This is a genomic window from Corynebacterium casei LMG S-19264, from assembly GCF_000550785.1.
Lineage (GTDB): Bacteria > Actinomycetota > Actinomycetes > Mycobacteriales > Mycobacteriaceae > Corynebacterium > Corynebacterium casei.
In genome coordinates, this window is sequence record NZ_CP004350.1 from 2,549,584 (window position 1) to 2,567,764 (window position 18,181).

Genomic DNA, 18,181 nt, shown 5'->3' on the forward strand with positions numbered 1-18,181 from the left:
GCCGTGGCCTCTGTCATGACAAAGGGTCGAGCGACACCAATGGGCGCGACGGTACAGCGTCGATGATCAGCCCACGGGGCCGAGTCGCCGCCGCCGCCAGCACACCACGATGTCGGTCTCCGCCGTACCACCGGAGCTCTTGCAAGTCGGTGAGAGGAGGGGCGTGCCGGACACAGCGAAGCGGTGCCGGACCCGCGGGCCCGGCACCGCCGAGAAGATGGTTGGCCAAGAGGTAGGTCAGGCCGGGATGAGTGCCGCCAGGTCGCGGAGGCGTTCCTCGGACACGCTGCCGGGGTCGGCGGAATGGGTCAGTAGTCGTTGCTCGCTGCCCTCGAGGGTGAGGATCTCAAAGCGGAGATCCAAGTCCCCGACTTCGGGGTGGTAAAGCTCGCGGATTCCGCGGGTCGGCGCTGCTGGTTGCGGGTCTGCCCAGTAGGCGGCGAACTCGTCACTAGCCACGACCAGATCTCCGACCAGTCTCATGAGCGCGAGATCGTCGGATCGGTGTGTGGCGAGCTGTTGAAGTTGGGTGACCGCTCGCTGCGCCTCGACCTTCCAATCGCGATACGTTTCTCGCAGTCGGGGATCGAGGAAGACCATCTTCACGCGATTTGGGCGTGTGTCGAGGTCTAGAGGCGATTCAAAGGGCAGGTGGGAGGCGATGAGGCGATGCCCGAGTCGATTCCACGCGAGGACGTCGTCGCGAGTGCCCAGCACGATCGCGGGAACATCGGCCATCGCGGTGAGCAGCTGCGCGGTGCCGATGCTGACATGCTCGGGCGGAGGCTCGCGGCGACGCGTGGCAGGAGGCGTCTCGGCGAGACGGAAGAGTTCGTCGCGCTCGTGAGCGTCGAGCATCAACGCGCGCCCGAGACCGTTGAGCGCGGCTACGGAAGCCTGGGTGGCCGTGCCCTGCTCAAGCCGGGCTAGGTAGGCCACAGAGATGCCAGCGCGGTGAGCGACCTCTTCACGAAATAGGCCCGGGCCTTCGCGGGGCTGGGTGAGATCGAGACCGAGGTCCTCCGGGGTCAAGGATTGCCTGCGGGAGCGGAGGAATGCTCCCAAGGCGGCACGGCCAGGATGGCCGTTCGGGTGTGACGGCATAACAACAGGTCCCCTTTCGCGGGAAGCCGGACCGCGTGCGTCGCAGACCGGAGTTTTGAATAAGGAGATCGCCGCGCGCAGCCCCGGTGCAGCTCGGCAGCGATGCGGATATCATCTGCGACCGACGCGGGGCATGGACCCTTCGCCGGGCAGGCAGTTGCGGCGCGGTCACGATGTCAGCGCGTGATACTCGATGGCGAGCCAGACCACGTCGGTGTCTGCCCGATACTGGTGCCAGGGGTAGGCGAGCCGCCCGTCATCCCATCGGCCGAAGATGGACGGTTGGGTCTGGGCGGGCGCGAGGATCTGGTCCTCGAAGACGGAAGCATGCGAGTTGTAGGCGAACTTCTGCATCCGGCCGGTCCCCAGCAGCTGCGTATGGGTCTCGATGAACGCGTGATCCCGGTGGATCCCGCAGTCGGTCCCCGCGGGACTGAACCACAGATTCAGCTTCACCTCGTGAGGAAAGGGATCCTGCGGGGCGTGCGGGTCGGCGAGGATCTGCGCGGGCACGAGCTCGACCTGGCCGACGCTGTCCTGCGTCGACTTCAGCAGCACCGCCGTCCCCGGTTGCGCGTCGGCGCGGTCGGATCCGTAGAAGTCTTCCCACCCCTGGGCGCGGAACACGGACTCGGGCAGCGGCTGCCCGGGCAGGCTGATGAGCGCGAGGAGCCGGCCGGAGACCTGGGTGCCGGCGGCGAGCATCGTCGAGGCCAGCGGCGGGATATACCCGCCCAGTGGCATGTCGATGCGGGCAGGATCAGCATCGAGGTTGACCACCATGCTCGGGTTCTCGAGCGTGAACTCGTCGGCATCGGTGACAGTGTCCGCGGAGAGGGCATCGAAGGAGAAGGAGGCGCGGCGGGTGGTGGACATGGTGGGTCCTTTCGTGAGGTCGGTGGCTACGCGAGGATGCGCTCGGCGACGCGCAGGGCGTTCGCGGCGATCGTCAGCGCCGGATTCAACGCGGCCGAGGATGGGAAGAATGACCCGTCGACGATCCAGAGGTTGTCGAGGTCGTGACTGCGGCAGTCCGGGTTGAGGACGCTGCCGTCGGGGTCGTGTCCGGCCACAGCGGTGCCGCACATGTGCGAGTTGGTCTAGATGCCCATCCGCTCAGTGAAGACCAGTGGGTATCCGCTGCCTCGCACGGCGGCGGTGACTTCCTCGACGAGCTCCTGATGGGGACGCAGATTCGTCGGCGTCCAGTCGATGACAGTCCGCCCGCCTGCCAGGCGCACACGGTTGTGCTGCCGAGGGAGGTCCTCGGTAGTCAGATAGAGGTCCACGGTGCGTGCTGCGACCTTGTCGAGGAACCACAGCGGCAACCGCGCTCGGGCAGGTTTCAGGTGCGCCCCCTGGAGTTTGCCGAGCATCTGCACGTTACCCAGCGGATATCGGTGCGCCGGAGTGGGCAGATACCAGTCGTTGAGGCCGAGGGTCTTCTGCCATCGGGTCCGGTTGCGGCGCAGCGGGTGGAGTCCGATGACAAAGGTGCTGTTGTGCACCATGTAGTTGCGTCCCAACAGGCCGGATGAGTTGCCCAGCCCGTCCGGATGCCTCTCGGTCGCCGAGCCCAGCAGCAAGACGGCGGAGTTGACCGCGCCGGCGGCCAACACGAACCGCTGACCGCGTACCGTCACGGGGCGCCCCTGCCTGCTGCCGTGAGCCGCGGTGATGTGCTCGCCCGCGGGGTCGGTTGTGAGCCGGGTGAGGGTGGTGCCGGTGAGCAGGCGCACGTTCTCGTTGGCCAGGGCCGGGCGGACCAGCCGGGTTTCGGCATCCGATTTCGCATCGGTGCCGGAGGGAGTGCCGTCGTCGGTGGACGCGCGGGCACGATCCCCGTCCGCGGTGAACGTCATCCCGTTGGGCATGTGGAACGGCTGTAGACCCTGGCGGCGCAGCCGTGCGGCGAATCGTTCGATGACCGGCTCATGGGCATGTGCGGGATGCGGATAGGGTCCTGCATGTGGCGGCTCGGTCGGATCTTCACCGGCGTTGCCATGGACGTCGAAGATTTTCTCTGCCCGCGTGTAGTAAGGGTCAAGATCCTCGTAGCGGATCGGCCAGGCGGGCGAGATCCCGTCGGCGGTGTCGAAGGTTTCGAAATCCTCACGGCGGAAGCGGGGCAGGCACGCCCCGTACATCTTCGTGTTCCCGCCGACCCAGTGGTAGACGCCGGGCTGGAACTCCGTACCAGTGTGCCCGTCAATCCAGGCTTCGCTGGTCTGGTAGCGGTGGTGGAGGAACATCTGCGCCGCATCGAAGTTCTCCGATTCCCTGGGCAGGAAGTCGCCGCGTTCGACGATGAGCACAGACAGGCCGGAGCCTGCGAGGGCGTAGGCGAGGGCACCACCGCCCATCCCGGAGCCGATGATCACGACGTCGGCGGTGATCGTGCCGCCACAGGTCTCAGGGTCGATGAGCACCCCGGGACGCAGCGGTGGATGCGGCTGCGGCTGCCAACCGGTTGAAGGTGTCGGCTCGATCGTGGACGTCATCGCCTCGGCCACCTCGCCTCTGGGCTTGTGAAGGAGCGCGTGTTCTCAAGCATCGGACTAGTCGCTGAGCATCCGGAGCGCGTCGTAGCCGACGGTTCCCTCGGGCGCGGTGTGCACCAGTAGGCGCTGGCCGTCATCCAGCGGGGAATGCAGCACGTGATAGTCGAGCTCGACGGTCCCCCAGTCCGGCAGGATCAAGCTCTTACGACCCCGGGTGCAGCGAGTGACCGGATGCTCCGCCCACAACTTCGCGAACTCCCGGCTGGCCATCGACAGCTCGCCGACGAGGTTGCGGATGTCCGGGTCGTGCGGCGAGTTGCCCGACATGAAACGCAGTGACGCCACCGCCAGTCGGGCCTCCCATTGCCAGTCCGAGTAAAGGTCGCGGGTGTACGGGTCGGTGAACAGTAGCCGGTGCGTGTTGAGCGGCGCGCATTCGTCGAGGTGGGAGAAGAAGATCCGTCCGGCGAGATCGTTGTAGGCGAGCACGTCGTTTGTGCGCGACATCGCGAACACCGCCGCACTGGGCATCAACGCCACCACGTCCTCGAAGAGCGGGTCGCCGGCCGGTGGTGACGCAGGCGCTGCCGGCGCCGGTGCTTCCTTGATGGTGCCGGCGAGGCTGTGCAGGTAGATCGTCGCATCTTCATCGAGGCCAAGTGCCCGGGCGAGGGCGTTGATGACCGACCCGGACACGTTTGCCGCGTGCCCCTGCTCCAGGCGTGTGTAGTACGTCGGCGAGATACCCGAGAGTTGGGCGAGCTCTTCGCGCCGCAGTCCGGGCACCCGGCGGATCCCGTAGGCCACCAGCCCGACCTCTTCCGGCGTGAGACGCGAACGGTGCGCCTGGAGGAAGTCTCCAAGCGGGTTCGTCGACGTGTGAACGGCGGGTGGGTCAGGGTGCCCGGTGGGCCGAAGCGATGCTGCTGCCATACTCACCAGGGTCTCAAATTCGCCGGTGCCGTGCCTATCCCTGCCAGTGATAGGCAGGCCGGTGCTAGACGAAGCAGAGGGATGGTTGATGGCTCGACGCGGTCCGATAGTGGAATTGACACCCGTTGATTTGTCGCCTTGGCGGCGAGGTATCGGGCACATCTCGCACACGGACCTATGGAGAGAATGAGGACGGCTATTGTCCATCGACACGAAACCCGATGTGGGCATTATCAGCCCCGTTCGGAATTCCCGCGCGAAATTGGCGTTGCTCGCATTGAGCATCGGCGGCTTCGGGATCGGGTTGACCGAATTCGTTATCGCAGGACTCCTCACTGAGGTCGCCACTGACCTCAGTGTCACGATTCCCGCCGCGGGGCATCTCGTCGGCGCCTATGCCCTGGCGGTGGTGCCCGGCGCTCTCATCCTCACCCCGTTTCTGATGCGCCGGCCCCCGAAGGTCGCCCTCGTGGCGCTGCTGGCCCTGTTCGTCATCGGCAACATTCTCTCGGCCTGGTCGCCCAGCTACGAGGTCATGTTCGCCGGGCGCATCGTGGCCGCGCTCGCCCACGGCGGGTACTTCGGGATCGGCGCGGTTCTGGCCGGATCCCTGGTCCCGAAGTCGCGGCAGGCGTCGGCGATCTCGATCATGTTCGCCGGCCTCACGATCGCCAACGTGCTCGGTGTGCCCCTGGGCAGCTTCATCGGCCAGCAGCTGGGATGGCGGGCCGTGTTCTGGATCATCAGTGTCATCGGGGTGCTTGCCCTGATCGGTCTGATGGCCCTGGTCCCGCGCACCGATCCCGAGCAGGATCAGCTGCCGGTGCGCCAGCAGTTCGCCACCCTTGCCAAGCCCCAGGTGCTGTCCTCGCTGATCACCACCGCGCTCATTTTCGGCGGCATGTTCGGCGTGTTCACCTACATCGAGCCGCTGCTGCGCAACGAGACCGGTTTCTCCGCCGGGGCGATCCCGTGGCTGCTGGTCCTTTTCGGCGGTGGCCTCTTCCTCGGCAACGTCATCGGCGGACGCGCCGCCGACCGCAACCCCGATAAGGCGGTCGTGGTGCTGTCGATCCTGCTGCCGATCGTCATCCTCGCCCTGGGCATGGCCGCGGGGATCCCGTGGGCGACCGCGGTACTGCTCACGCTCATGGGCGCGGTCGGTTTCGCGACCGTTCCGGGCCTGCAGGCCCGTGTGATGCGCCACGCCCAGGGCGCGGCCACCCTGGCCTCGGCGACGAACATCGCCGCCTTCAACCTTGGCAACACCATCGGCGTGAGTCTCGCCGGAGCGGCGATCGGCGCCGGGTGGGGCTTCCGCAGCCCGACCGTCGTCGGAGCCGGACTGACCGTCATCGGTCTCATCATCATGTGCCTGGCCGCCACTCGGTCGGTACGCGCCGCGCGTGCCAAGAAGGCGCACCCGAGTTCGCTGAGCTCGTAAACCCCACGAAAGGAAACACTCATCATGTCTCTCACCTCACCCGCCCCCGCAGCAGCCCCTGAGCGCGCTGCCGCCGACATCACCATCCCGTGGTTCTCCTCGAGCACCGTTACCGACTTCCTGCGCGACGGCTACTGGCTCGAAGCCCCCGACATCACCGGCGATGGCAAGCCCGACCTCGTCGGCCACGGCCTCAAGGCCGGCGAGCTCTACTGGTACGAGAACCCGACCTGGGAGAAGCGACTCCTGCTGGACAAGATCAAGGAGCCCGTCGGCGCGGACTTCGCCAACATCACCGGCGAGCACGGCGACGACTACGTCATCTCCTATCAGCTCTACGGCCCCGGCGGCACCATCCACCACGCCGATCCCGAGGGCGGGAAGATTGACTGGCTGGAGAACCCTGGCCCCGACGCGGTGCGCCGCGGCGAACGCTGGAAGCGCCACCACGTCGGCCGCGCCATCGGCATGCACCGCCTGCGCGTGGGGCACTTCACCCGCCACGACCGGATCCAGATCCTGGGCTTCCCCATCGTCGCCGTCGAGAGTGTCCACTCCGTGCTCCCGATCGTGCTCTTCACCGCCCCCGACGACGTCCACACCGCCGAGCAGTGGGACATGGAGGTCGTCAACGACAACCAATTCCGCATGATCCACGGTGTCGCCCGCAAGCCGGGCTTGGCCCCCAACGGGCTCGACGGGATTCTCATGGCCTCCGACGAGGGCGTGACCTGGATGACCTACACCGACACCGGATGGGCGTTCGAGCGCATCGGCGAGGGCGAGCACAGCCAGTTCGAGCAGACCACTTTCCGCGGCAGCGGCGATGTCGACGGCGGCCGCATCGGAGACGACCCGCTCGCCTACGTGGCTACCCTCGAGCCCTTCCACGGCAACACCGTTGCCGTGTACGTCAAGGACCCCGTCAGCCCCGGTTCCTGGAACCGGTTCCTGCTCGACACCTACGGAGAGCCCAACGAGAACGGTGAAGGCCCCGGCCACTCGGTGATGTGCGCCGACTTCGACGGCGACGGGGAGGACGAGTTCCTCATCGGGCTGCGCGGCCCGCAGCCCTGGCAGGGCGCCGTCTACTACAAGGCCATCGATGCCGCTCGCGGCATCTTCGTGAAGTGGAAGGTCGGCGAGGAGTCGACGGCTCGCATCGTCGCCGCTGATTTCACCGGCACCGGGTCGATGGACTTCGCGACGATCTCCTACTCCGTCGAGCACTACTTCGTCGCACCCCGCGCCGAGATCACCCTGCACACCAACAACACCCACCCCTGAACCCCAGAGACGCCCCATTTTCGGGACACGCACACGAAGGAAACAGACATGAAGACCATCGGCATCATCCTCGGCACCCGGCCTGAGGCCGTGAAGTTCGCCCCGCTCATCCACGCACTGCGCGAGGATTCCCGCTTCCACCTGCGAGTCATCTCCACCGGCCAGCACCGGGAGATGCTCACGCACACGCTCGGCGAGTTCGGGATCACCCCCGATGTGAACTTCGACATCATGGAACCCGGCCAGTCCCTGACCGATGTCACTCACCGTGCCCTGGCCCGCTTCTCAGCGACTTCGGCGCTTGACGGGCTCGACGTGGCGCTCGTCCATGGCGACACCGCCACCACCCTCGCCGGAGCCCTGGCCGCGTTCCAGGCCGAGGTGCCCATCGTGCACGTCGAGGCAGGCCTGCGCAGCGGCGTGGCGACCTCGCCCTTCCCGGAGGAGGGCAACCGCAAGCTCGTCGCGCAGATGGCCGCGCTGCACCTGGCACCGACCCACGGGAACTTCGCCAACCTCATCCGCGAAGGCGTGCCGGAGAAGAACATCGTGATCACCGGCAACACTGTCGTCGACGCCCTCCACTGGGGCATGGAGAACGTTACCGGGTACGGCGACCCGCTGCTGGATGACCTCGACGATGATCCGCGCCGCGTCATCGTCGCCTCCGCCCATCACCGCGTCAGCCACGGGGCACCCATGCAGGAGATCGCGGACGCCCTGGCCGACATCGCCAACCGGCACGACGTGCGCATCGTCATCCCGGTCCACCCCAACCCCGCCGTCCGGAACGTGATCGTGCCCGCACTGGAGGGCAGGGACAACATCGACCTGGTCGAGCCCCTGCCGTACCTAGCGTTCTGCAAGCTGCTGCAGCGCAGCGACATCATCGTCTCCGACAGCTCCGGCGCCGAGGAAGAAGGACCCGCTCTGGGCATCCCCACTCTGGTCCTGCGTGACGTCACCGAACGTCACGAGTCCCTCGCCACGGGCGCCGCTCGACTGGTCAGCCGCTCCCGCCCCCAGATCATCGCTGAAGTCGAACGGCTCCTCAACGATGAGGAGGCGTACTCGTCCATGGCCAACGCGATCTACCCCTACGGGGACGGACAGGCCACGGCCCGCTCGATCGAAGCCATCGCGGACTTCCTGGAAGTGCCGAAGGCCCGAAAGGACGCAATGGCTCACCGTTCCACACTGCGACGCCCTGTGCTGACGGCGTAAGACACCCTGCGTGAGTCGAGGTGCGGGGTGATGGGGGCTAACGACCGACATCACCCCGCGCCTCGCACTCTTTGCCCAATTCCAGGGTGCAAGTATCTGAAGAATCCTCAGCCTTTTGCATTAAGCGCGTCTGCGACGGAACGCTACCCCATCAAGGGAAAGTGGTCTGACGAGGAAGATGCCGAAGCCCATTAGTGCAGGTGAAGGATTTGAGTTCTCCCCAATCCTGGCGAGGACGAGGGCGTGCCATCGCCCTATCGCGCCGGTCGCGTACGACTGCATCAGGCTCATCATCGTGCGCGATGGTTCCGCGTTCATGTATAGCGAGTTCGGCGAGCGCGCTGTGAACGTCGGTGATGTTGTGCTCTTGGGGACGAACGTGCTGTGCGGCATTGATCCCGACCCGCAGATCACGGCCAGCACGATCTACATTGATCCCGAGTACGCGTTGGATCAGCTGTACTGGCAGTACGCCAGCGTCATTCAGAATCGGCTCGATGCGAAGGAGTTCGCCGACACGGTCTACACCGATCCCACACAGATACTGCGTCTCGGCGAAGACCGTGTCGGTTTGCTCATGCCCTGGGTTGACGAGCTCGTGAGACTGAGCATGGATCCGCACGGATTCAACCGTCGTGCTCCAAGGATGCAAGCGCTGTGGTTCTTGGTGCTGGACATCATCGCGCCGTTTGTGCGCTTCTCGCCGGTCCGGACCTCGCCGCTTCAACGAGCGAGTACACGCCCCACTGAACCCCGCCATCGGAAGTATTGCCCGCTGCGGGCTGAAGCCCGGCAGGCCGCAGAGATGATGAAAGATCAGCTCGACCGGCAGTGGAAGCTTGCGGACCTCGCTGCCGCGACTCACCTATCGCCCTCGCGATTCAGCGAAGTCTTCACCGATGCGTTCGGCAAGACCCCGCACGCGTGCTTGACCATGCTGCGCATCGAGAAAATGGCACGGCTCCTCAGGGACACGGATGCCCCGATCGATCAGATCCTCCGGCAGGTGGGCTGGAGCAGCCGGGGTCACGCCGCTCGAGTGTTCCGTCACGCTATCGGCATGAGTCCTAGCCGCTATCGCGCCATGCGACATGCAGACCCATAGATGACACTTCTGGTTCCGATCTTCCGATCTCTGATCCTGATTTACGGGTCATCCCTAAGGTCCAGCTCCGGCTCGACTAACTTCCCGCTATCCCGGTGTATACGTCAGGTGCGAGTCGCGCCCTGGCGGCCACCCTACTCACCGATCGTGAGTGCTGGCCGTCTCGACACGCCGGACCCTCTCCGCGCACCTGCCGGACGTAGAGCCTGCTCCACACCCCGAAGCCGGCTCTCGACGAGGAGACCTGGTGATGAGACACGCACGGCACAACCGACACGAACCACGACCTGATCACACAGCACGCGATCACGACAGGACCGCACCTGCCACAGGCACCGCCCGAGGGGCGTGGTCGTGATGGCCGAACACGGTGCCGTCTCCTCGGTCCTCCTCCGCCTCGATGACTCCTGGCCCTTAGGCGCAGCCGCACGCGAGTTCGCCCGGGCTGGAGTACCCGTCTTCCCCTGCGCGCCGAACGGCAAGCGCCCCCTGACCCACGGCGGGTTCCACGATGCCACGACAGATTTCAGCCAGGTCCAGGCGTGGTGGGACCAGATCCCCAACGCCAACATCGGCCTGCCGACCGGCCATCCCAGTGGTGTGGTCGTCGTCGATGTCGACCTGCACGAGAAGGTCAACGGCTACGACGCGATCAACCGCGCCCACGACGCCGGGAAGCTCGGGCACTGGGAAGTCGTCACCCGCACCCCCTCCGGCGGCGCCCACCTGATCTACCCGGCCACACCGGCGACGCAGCAGCGGTCGTGGCAGGCGGCCCGGGCTGGTGTGGATTTCCGCGGTGACGGCGGCTACATCATCGTCCCGCCCTCACACCGCCACATCGACGGCCAGCAACACCACTACCGGCTGGACCAAGTCAACAACGGCCCGGCCACCGCCGTGGATGCCCAGGGCTTGCGGGACTTCCTCGATCCCCGCCCTGCCGTGCCTGCACCCGAGTCACGCGGGACTCGGCGGACGCCGAATATCGCCGCGCTCGCTGACCGGGTGGCCAGCCTGCGCGAGGGCGAACGGAACCTGGGCTTGTTCAAGGCCGCGTGCCGGCTGGCGGAGAACGGCATGCCTGCCGGTGAGGCTCTCGACGTCCTCGGTGCGGCCGCCGGTCAGGCGGGGCTGGGCCAGCGGGAGATCTCCCGGACGGTGCAGTCGGCCTACCACAACGTCCACGGCAGCGGAGCACGGCAACGCACCACCGTCGGCGACCAGCAGCGCTCGTTCTCCCCGGCGAGTACGGGGCCGTCGCGTCCGCCGGTGTATCGGGTGATGTGATCATGGGCAGCTCGGAACGGTGGGGATGGTCGGTGATCACGGCCGCATGCGGGACGATCGGGATCGCTCTGGGCGCGTTCTGGCTCTCGTTCACCGCTCTGGCGGATCTGGCGCGACGCTCAGGGATCGCCAGCTCGCAGGCGTGGGTGTGGCCGCTGCTCGTCGATGGGCTCATCGTCGTCGCCACGATCGCTGTGGTGGCTCTCGATGGGCGGGCTGGGGCCTGGTATCCGTGGGGGCTGCTCATCGCTGGGGCTCTGGTCTCGGTGGCGGCGAACGCGATGCACGCTGTGGTGGCCGCGGAGGCAGCCGTGCCGGGATTGCTGGCGTCGGTGATCGCTTCGGTACCGCCGCTGGTGCTGCTGGCATCCACGCATCTGACTGTGGTCCTCATCCGCTCCGCCCACCACCATCGCTCATCCGCTGTAGACGGGCTGGAGAAGGCCGAGCGCACCGATGCCGTCGACCCCGAGCTCGCAACGGTGCCGGACCGGACAGACGGCGACGGTGACGAGTTGCCGCTGACGTCCTCGACCGTGGCGGACCTGCCCCGGTCGGCTCTGCCCTCACCGACCCCGCTGGAACCGACCGCCGAGTCTTCGCCTACACCGACCGAGGCCGTATCCGACGACGGTCCCACGCAGCTTCCTGCCCCATCGCGCACGAGCGAATCGGCGGGGTCGGGACGGAAGCCGGAGGCGGCGCGGCTGTGGGAGGCCGGGTGGTCGAACAAGGCCATCGCCGCGCGCCTGGACGTTCATCCCTCGACCATCGGCCGCTGGCGCACCCGCCAGACCGCCACTACCGCCTCGTCCGAACCCGGGGAGGCCGCAGAGAAGGAGAGCACATCATGAGTTCCGATCCCGCCCAGGACGCGCAGAACTGGGACACCAGCTTCACCCCGCCCGATCCCGAACCATGGAATGCGCTGAACACCGCACCCGCTCCGGACCCTGCCGGAGAGCAGAACCCTTGGTGGGACGCCCCTGAACCCGAGGCCGAGCCCGATCACGACGCCGCGAGGATCACCGGCCGTGAGGGCACGGGGGCTCCGGATGCGATCGAGCACGAGAAGACCGCGCAGCGCCGCGCGAGCCTGCACCAGCGCCTCCAGGCCCCGCAGGGCCGCGGCGTCGACTGGGTCAGGCCCACCGACCTGGTCGCCCGGTCCTCCGCCGCGATGGCAGGACGCGGGATCGCCCTGCAGGAACACCTCGCCCGCAAGGTCGACCGCGGCCTGGTCACCGCCGGGAAGAGCGCCGGCGCGTTTGCCGCGAAGAAGCTGCCACCGCTGAAGGCCTTCGGCCACGGCCATATCCGCGAACCGGCCACCCGCTCGGCCATCGCACGGAACTAGGCGGTGACCTCACATGAGCCCACGCCACGACCCGATGCGACCCCCACGAAAGCGACGTGCACCTGACGTACAGGAGGAAATACCGATGATGACGACCTTGTCCGAACCCGAAGACTTCACGACCAGCGAGGGCCTGCGCGCCCTGCTCGTCCGCCTGCATGAGGCCGGACCCGCCGCCTGGCGCTTGGACCCCGTGGCCGCAGATCTGATGGAACACGCCGCGGCCAAGTACACGCCGTTGGCGCGCAAGCACGGCCTCGACCCCTGGGAGGCCGCCAGTGCGGCGTTCGATGTCATGCGCACCCGCTCGGCGCGCACCGCGAAGGACCCGTGGGGTGTGATCACCCACGCGGTGCGGATCACCTGCATCGCCGAAGAACGCGCCCAAGGACTGCTGTGCTCAGTCCATCAAGCTCGCCGCCCGCACGTGTCCGCCTTCCACGATCCCGAACGGATCTCCGACCGTGAGAACCCCCTGACGGACTACCACGAGGCCTTCCACATCACCGACCCCGACCCGACCGAGGACCCCGCCGATCACGACGAGGACGACCAGCGGCGCGAGTACGACACCTTCACCACCGCCACCCGCCTGGTCGAAGACGCCATCGCCTTCGTGACCATGATGAAATGGCCGCCGGCGCTGGCTCGGGCCGCGGTCGAGCACGTCTGCCAGGAACTGGCCCGCGCCGGGACCCGGCGTACCGCCTACGAGGCGCTGCGCCGAGACAAGCACGCCCAAGCGCTGCTGGATATCGAAGCCGACTCCTGGTCGATTCTGCTCAAAGCGCTGCTGGGGCACCCGCACCCGGCCTATGCCGCGACCAGCACCGGTCGCGGAATCCTGCACCGGCTGCTCATCGGCGAGACCCTGCGGGCACTGCTGCGCGATGAAGACCTCGTGCTCACCCTCTCCCTGGCCGCCCCGCGCCGTGGAGGGTATCGCTGATGGGACAGGCACAGGGACACATCCAACTCCAGCGGGCCGTTGCCTCGATCATGATCGGGCACCGGCACCGCACCGACCTCGGCGACATCGACGCCCTGGCCGCGTCCATCGCCCAGCTCGGACTGCTGCAGCCGCCGACGATCACCACCGACGGGACCCTGGTCTGTGGCGCTCGCCGGTTGGCGGCCGTGAAGCAGCTGGGCTGGCGGACGGTGGACGTGTGGGTCCGCTCGAGCATCTCGGACCGGCTCGGGCACCTGCTGGCCGAACAGGATGAGAACACCCAGCACAAGGACCTCACCCCCGTCGAGGCCGCCGCACTGTACGGGGAGCTCAAGACGCTCATGGCCGAAGACGCCAGCCGACGTGAGTCCGCAACGCAGTTCAGTTCCGAACATCAGCCCCGGTGGAACGGGTCCGCAAAATTTGCGGACCCGTTGGGGACTCCCCGAGGTGAAGCACGCGCACAGGCCGCAGGGATGATCCCCGGCGGTGCTTCCCACACCACGCTGGACAAGATCGCCTACCTGCATCAGCTCGCCACCGACCCCGAGACCCCACCGGCGCTGCGAGAGCAGATCACCGCGGAGCTGGAGGCGATCAACGACGGCGGCCCCGTCCATCCCGCCTACGAGCGCATCCGCGGCCTGCAGCAGCGCGAGGCGGTGCCGGCGCGCGGCACGGATCTGCAGAGCATGGCCGACGACGCGATCGCGCGCGCTCACCGGAGCAAGGACGCCCCGGATCAGCCCGCCGGAGACCCGCCCGAGACCAGTCATGAGGAACCGGTGGCGAAGATCATCCGCTGGCCCCTGCGCGCGTTCAACGCCACCTGGACCGAGCTGGAGAACTGGTGGATCCACTACAACGCCGAGGCGCTCGCCGCTGAGCTGAGCGAGGAACAGATCGAGAGCTTCCTCGCCACCGCGGAGGGAACCAGCCAGTTCGCCCGGGACCTGCGCGCTGCCCGCGACGCCCACGACGAGGGCGCGCGACGAGGGCATCTGCGCGCCCTCTGACCCCGCCCCGCCCGACCGGCGACGGTCGGAGTGCACCTGGGGGTATGACGAGAACTGAAGGCTCCCCGCGGCTGCGCCGCCGCCACATCGCCCTGGCCATCGCCACGATCATCCTGCTCATCTTCACCGGGGTCGGGGTCTACGGCATCATCATCGGCCCCGCCAACCCGGAGCACACCGCACCACAGCCTGACCCTCCAGGCACCGAGACTCCAGCACCGTCCCCGGCTCCGGCGGAGGTCGAGATCCCCGGCATCGCCCCCTCGACCGACCCGGAGGACTTCGCCCGCAGTGCCGCCGAGGCACTGTTCACCTGGGACACCACCAGCGGGTTGATGCCCCTGGACTACACCGCCACCGTGCTGGAGGTCGCCGACCCCAGCGGCGTCGAGCAAGCCGGACTGGCCTCGGACATCGCCGGCTACCTCCCGACCCGGGAGGCCTGGGTCGAGCTGCGCAAGCATTCCACCCGCCAGCATCTGAGCATCGACCGGGCCTACGTCCCCGAGCAGTGGGACGAGGCCCTGGCCCAGGCCCAGCCGGGACAACTGCCCGAGGGCGCGACCGCGATCACCATCGAAGGCACCCGGCACCGCGACGGCACATGGAACGACGCCCCCGCCACCTCCGAGCACCCGGTCACCTTCACCCTCTTCCTCACCTGCCCGAAGGCCACCAGCACCCCGGAGAGCACCGCCACGGTGGCGCCCTCCACGGAGGGGCAAGAGGACTCCTGTTTCCTCATGCGGCTCTCGGCGCTGGATACGCCCCTGCGCTGAGACGAAAGGCCGTGCGATGAAGAAAGCCGTGGCCGCTCTGGCCGTCCTGGTTCTGCTGGGCCCGATGTTCGCCCTGGTCGGCGTCGGCCTGATCATGAACCCCGCCGCCTCCGCCCAATGCGTAGCCCCCGGGGAGAACGGTGATGTTGGCGATGTTGGTGATGTCCCCGATGAGCTCACCGCCGAGACCGCCAACGGCGAGACGATCACGCTGGGCAAGAAGCAGCTCGAGCACGCGGCCACGATCATCCAGACCGGCTCGAAGACCGAGGGCGTCACCCGCGACGGGGTCCAGATCGCCCTGATGGCGGCACTGACCGAATCCGTGCTCAAGCAGCTGTCGAACACCAGCTCCTACCCCGAATCCGGCGACATGCCCAACGACGGCAATGGCTCCGACAACGACTCTCTGGGGCTGTTCCAGATGCGCCCGCAATCCGGGTGGGGATCGGTCGAAGAGCTGATGGATCCCGACTACCAGGCTGAAGCGTTCTACGGCGGGCCGGACGGTCCCAACGGCGGTTCCCCGCGGGGCCTGCTGGATATCGACGGGTGGGAGGAGATGAGCAAGGGCGAAGCCGCCCAAGCCGTCGAAGTCAGCGCCTACCCCGACCGCTACGCCAACTACGAGCCGGTCGCCGAGGCCATCCTCACCAAGCTGTCGACCTCAGAGGACGGCAGCGGCGACGGGGAAGAAGATGATCAGCCGGCCGCGGAGACCTCCCGCGTGGTCTTCCCCCTCCCGGAGGACACCTGGGTCGCGACCTCCCCGTTCGGCCCGCGCACGCACCCGATCACCGGCGAAGAGACCCTGCACACCGGCAGTGACTTCGCCGCCGAGGACGGTACCGAGATCCTCGCCGCCGCTGATGGCACTGTGGCTGAGGCCCAGTACACCGACTCCGGCGGCGGGATCGTCGTCATCGACCACCAGGTCGACGGGCAGCGACTGGCCACGGCCTATATCCACATGTGGGAAGACGGCATCCACGTCCAGGTCGGCGATGAGATCACGGCGGGGCAGCACATCGCCGACGTCGGAAGTTCCGGCCAGTCCACCGGAGCCCATCTGCACTTCGAAGTCCGCGAAGGCGGACCAGACGGCGACTACACCGACCCCGCCGCTTGGCTTAACGATCACGACGCGGCAGACCTCCCCGAGGCCGAAGGCGGCAACCCAGAACCCGGCGAGGACGGCTGCGAGACCGACGACGGTGGCGGGACAGGCGAAGACCCCAGCGACTTCGACGGGGATGATCCCAGCCAGATGGTCGACGATCCCACCAGCGACGGGCAGATCACCGCGCGCATGCTCCACGTCCACGACGAGGCGCTGAAGGCCTACCCCGACACCTCCTGGGCCTGTTATTCCCCCAGACCCGGGCAGAAGTCCGAGCACCCGTTGGGCCGGGCCTGCGATGTCACGTTCGGCAACCCGATCGGGCAGATGCCGACGCCGGATCAGCTCGAGGCGGGCTGGGACTTCACGCACTGGATGCAAGACCATGCCGAGGACCTGGGCGTGGAGTATCTGATCTGGCAGGGCAAGATCTGGTCGGTCGGCAGCGACAAGGACGGGTGGCGCGACTACGACGGTGGGGGCATGCACAGTCCCGAGGACATCACAGGCGGACACTACGACCACGTCCACATCACGGTGAAAGAATAATCTCGGAAGTTGCATCTAAACCTGGATCCACCGATCGAGTAGTGGTTTTGATGGCGCGTTAAACACGAGAATGCCCCTGTGATCAGGGAAAATGGAACTTGCGACAGTTCACTTTCCAATTGATCAAGGAGCATCTCGCAGGTGCAACTCTCTCATACTTCGGCGGCCACGTCAGTGTCCTTCGATGACCCGAATCTCGTGTCGGCAGCCGGCCTGGTGCCGGCCGTCAAGCTCGCCGCAGATGCCGGCCTACACGCGCTGGCCGACCAGCACCTGAGCGTGCCCACGGACAAGGGCGCCAACGCCGGGGCGAAGGTGGCCTCCCTGGTGGCCGGGATGGTCGCCGGCGCCGACTCGATCGACGACATGGCCCTGCTGCGCCACGGCGGCACCGGAAAGGTCTTCACCGGCCGGTACGCACCCTCGACGCTGGGCTCGTTCCTGCGTAAGTTCGCCTTCGGCCACGTGCGCCAGCTCGACGCGGTCGCCTCCCGGGTGCTGACCGGGTTGAGCGCCCAGGCTCCGCTGCTGGTCCGTGAGCCCGGCCAGTACGTGTACGTCGACGTCGATGACACCATCGTCCAGGTCCACGGCCACGCCAAGCAGGGCTCCAGCTACGGCTACTCGGGGGTCCGCGGGCTCAACGCGCAGCTGGCCACCGTCAACACCACCGGCTCGGCTGATCGGCGACGCACTGGCCACCACCGGCCGCCTCGCCGGCATGGCCGGGGCAAGGACCCTGATGAGGGCCGACTCGGCCTACTACGGCCACGCCGCCGTGCAGGCCGCGATCGCCGGCGGGGCCGAGGTGTCCGTCACCGTCAGGATGGACCCGGCCGTGAAGAAGGCCATCGCCGCCATCGACGACAGTGCCTGGCAGACCATCAAGTACACCGACGCGGTCTACGACGAGGACACCGGCACCTGGATCTCGAGCGCCGAGGTCGCCGAGATCGACTACACCGCCTTCACCTCGAAGAGAAAGGGCCAACGCGTGCCCGGCCGCCTGGTGGTGCGCCGCATTCCCGAGCTCAACCCGAAGGACCTCGACCAGCCGACCCTGTTCGACACCCACCGGTTCCACGCCTTCTTCACCACCAGCGACCTGGACACCGTCACCGCGGACAAGACCCACCGCGCCCATGCCGTGATCGAGCAGGTCAACGCCGATCTGAAGGACAGCGCGCTGGCCCACCTGCCCTCCGGGGAGTTCAATGCCAACGCCGCCTGGCTGGTGCTGGCCGTCCTCGCGTTCAACCTCACCCGGGCCGCGGCCACGATCGCCGGGGCCGGGCTGGCCAAGGCGACCACCGGCACCATCCGGCGCAAACTCATCAGCGTCCCGGCCCGGACCGCGACCTCCGCCCGCCGGATCACCCTGCACCTGCCGCAGGATTGGCCGTGGGAGACCGCCTGGACGAACCTATTCACCGCCATCAACGGACCACCACAGCAAGCTGCAGCCTGACCGACCAGCCGGCGAACGGCGCGACTTGAGGACCATCAGTGGAACGCTCCGG

14 protein-coding genes and 2 pseudogenes are annotated in these 18,181 nt (G+C 67.3%); 12 read left to right on the plus strand and 4 right to left on the minus strand.

The features are described 5' to 3' along the window. Nucleotides 1–237: 237 nt before the first annotated feature. The 4 genes and pseudogenes from CCASEI_RS11615 to CCASEI_RS11630 form a co-directional block, all read right to left on the minus strand. The gene (locus CCASEI_RS11615) at nt 238–1,104 is read right to left on the minus strand and encodes a helix-turn-helix transcriptional regulator (protein WP_025388073.1); all 867 of its coding nucleotides are present in this window, start codon (nt 1,102–1,104) and stop codon (nt 238–240) included. A 168-nt stretch (nt 1,105–1,272) separates the two neighbouring features. After that, nucleotides 1,273–1,980 carry a hypothetical protein gene (locus tag CCASEI_RS14525; RefSeq protein WP_009885394.1) on the minus strand — a complete coding sequence of 236 codons (708 nt, stop codon included), beginning with the start codon at nt 1,978–1,980 and terminating at the stop codon, nt 1,273–1,275. A gap of 26 nt (nt 1,981–2,006) precedes the next feature. Continuing rightward, nucleotides 2,007–3,605: pseudogene (locus tag CCASEI_RS11625) on the minus strand (GMC oxidoreductase). Between the two features lie 57 nt (nt 3,606–3,662). Then, nucleotides 3,663–4,538: a helix-turn-helix domain-containing protein gene (locus CCASEI_RS11630; RefSeq protein WP_009885392.1), complete on the minus strand. Its 876-nt coding sequence runs from the start codon at nt 4,536–4,538 to the stop codon at nt 3,663–3,665. A 199-nt stretch (nt 4,539–4,737) separates the two neighbouring features. Between CCASEI_RS11630 and CCASEI_RS11635 the strand changes: the two genes are divergently transcribed. From CCASEI_RS11635 to CCASEI_RS11690, 12 genes and pseudogenes are all read left to right on the plus strand, one after another. Continuing rightward, on the plus strand, nt 4,738–5,982 hold the full coding sequence (locus CCASEI_RS11635) for an MFS transporter (RefSeq protein ID WP_009885391.1): 1,245 nt from the start codon (nt 4,738–4,740) through the stop codon (nt 5,980–5,982). Between the two features lie 24 nt (nt 5,983–6,006). Continuing rightward, entirely contained in the window at nt 6,007–7,269 is a 1,263-nt protein-coding gene (locus CCASEI_RS11640; protein WP_025388074.1) for a hypothetical protein, read from the plus strand. A 48-nt stretch (nt 7,270–7,317) separates the two neighbouring features. Continuing rightward, on the plus strand, nt 7,318–8,493 hold the full coding sequence (gene wecB / locus CCASEI_RS11645; RefSeq protein ID WP_009882028.1) for a non-hydrolyzing UDP-N-acetylglucosamine 2-epimerase: 1,176 nt from the start codon (nt 7,318–7,320) through the stop codon (nt 8,491–8,493). Between the two features lie 295 nt (nt 8,494–8,788). Beyond that, on the plus strand, nt 8,789–9,598 hold the full coding sequence (locus CCASEI_RS11650; protein ID WP_196776660.1) for a helix-turn-helix transcriptional regulator: 810 nt from the start codon (nt 8,789–8,791) through the stop codon (nt 9,596–9,598). Between the two features lie 357 nt (nt 9,599–9,955). Further along, nucleotides 9,956–10,888 carry a bifunctional DNA primase/polymerase gene (locus CCASEI_RS11655; protein WP_009882026.1) on the plus strand — a complete coding sequence of 311 codons (933 nt, stop codon included), beginning with the start codon at nt 9,956–9,958 and terminating at the stop codon, nt 10,886–10,888. Between the two features lie 2 nt (nt 10,889–10,890). Then, a complete protein-coding gene (locus tag CCASEI_RS11660) occupies nt 10,891–11,742 on the plus strand; it encodes a DUF2637 domain-containing protein (protein WP_081748497.1) in 852 nt (283 codons plus the stop codon). Then, nucleotides 11,739–12,245 carry a hypothetical protein gene (locus CCASEI_RS14530; RefSeq protein WP_009882024.1) on the plus strand — a complete coding sequence of 169 codons (507 nt, stop codon included), beginning with the start codon at nt 11,739–11,741 and terminating at the stop codon, nt 12,243–12,245. Before CCASEI_RS11660 ends, CCASEI_RS14530 begins: the two co-directional genes overlap by 4 nt. Nucleotides 12,246–12,330: 85 nt before the next feature. Continuing rightward, the gene (locus tag CCASEI_RS11670) at nt 12,331–13,194 is read left to right on the plus strand and encodes a hypothetical protein (RefSeq protein WP_009882023.1); all 864 of its coding nucleotides are present in this window, start codon (nt 12,331–12,333) and stop codon (nt 13,192–13,194) included. Next, on the plus strand, nt 13,194–14,213 hold the full coding sequence (locus tag CCASEI_RS11675) for a ParB N-terminal domain-containing protein (RefSeq protein ID WP_009882022.1): 1,020 nt from the start codon (nt 13,194–13,196) through the stop codon (nt 14,211–14,213). The genes CCASEI_RS11670 and CCASEI_RS11675 overlap by 1 nt, the downstream gene beginning before the upstream one ends. A 44-nt stretch (nt 14,214–14,257) precedes the next feature. Continuing rightward, nucleotides 14,258–14,992, plus strand: a complete 735-nt coding sequence (locus tag CCASEI_RS11680; RefSeq protein WP_009882021.1) for a hypothetical protein — start codon at nt 14,258–14,260, stop codon at nt 14,990–14,992. Between the two features lie 16 nt (nt 14,993–15,008). Continuing rightward, nucleotides 15,009–16,661 carry a M23 family metallopeptidase gene (locus tag CCASEI_RS11685; RefSeq protein WP_009882020.1) on the plus strand — a complete coding sequence of 551 codons (1,653 nt, stop codon included), beginning with the start codon at nt 15,009–15,011 and terminating at the stop codon, nt 16,659–16,661. A 141-nt stretch (nt 16,662–16,802) separates the two neighbouring features. Further along, nucleotides 16,803–18,129, plus strand: a pseudogene (locus tag CCASEI_RS11690) (IS1380 family transposase). The last annotated feature ends 52 nt before the right edge of the window (nt 18,130–18,181 follow it).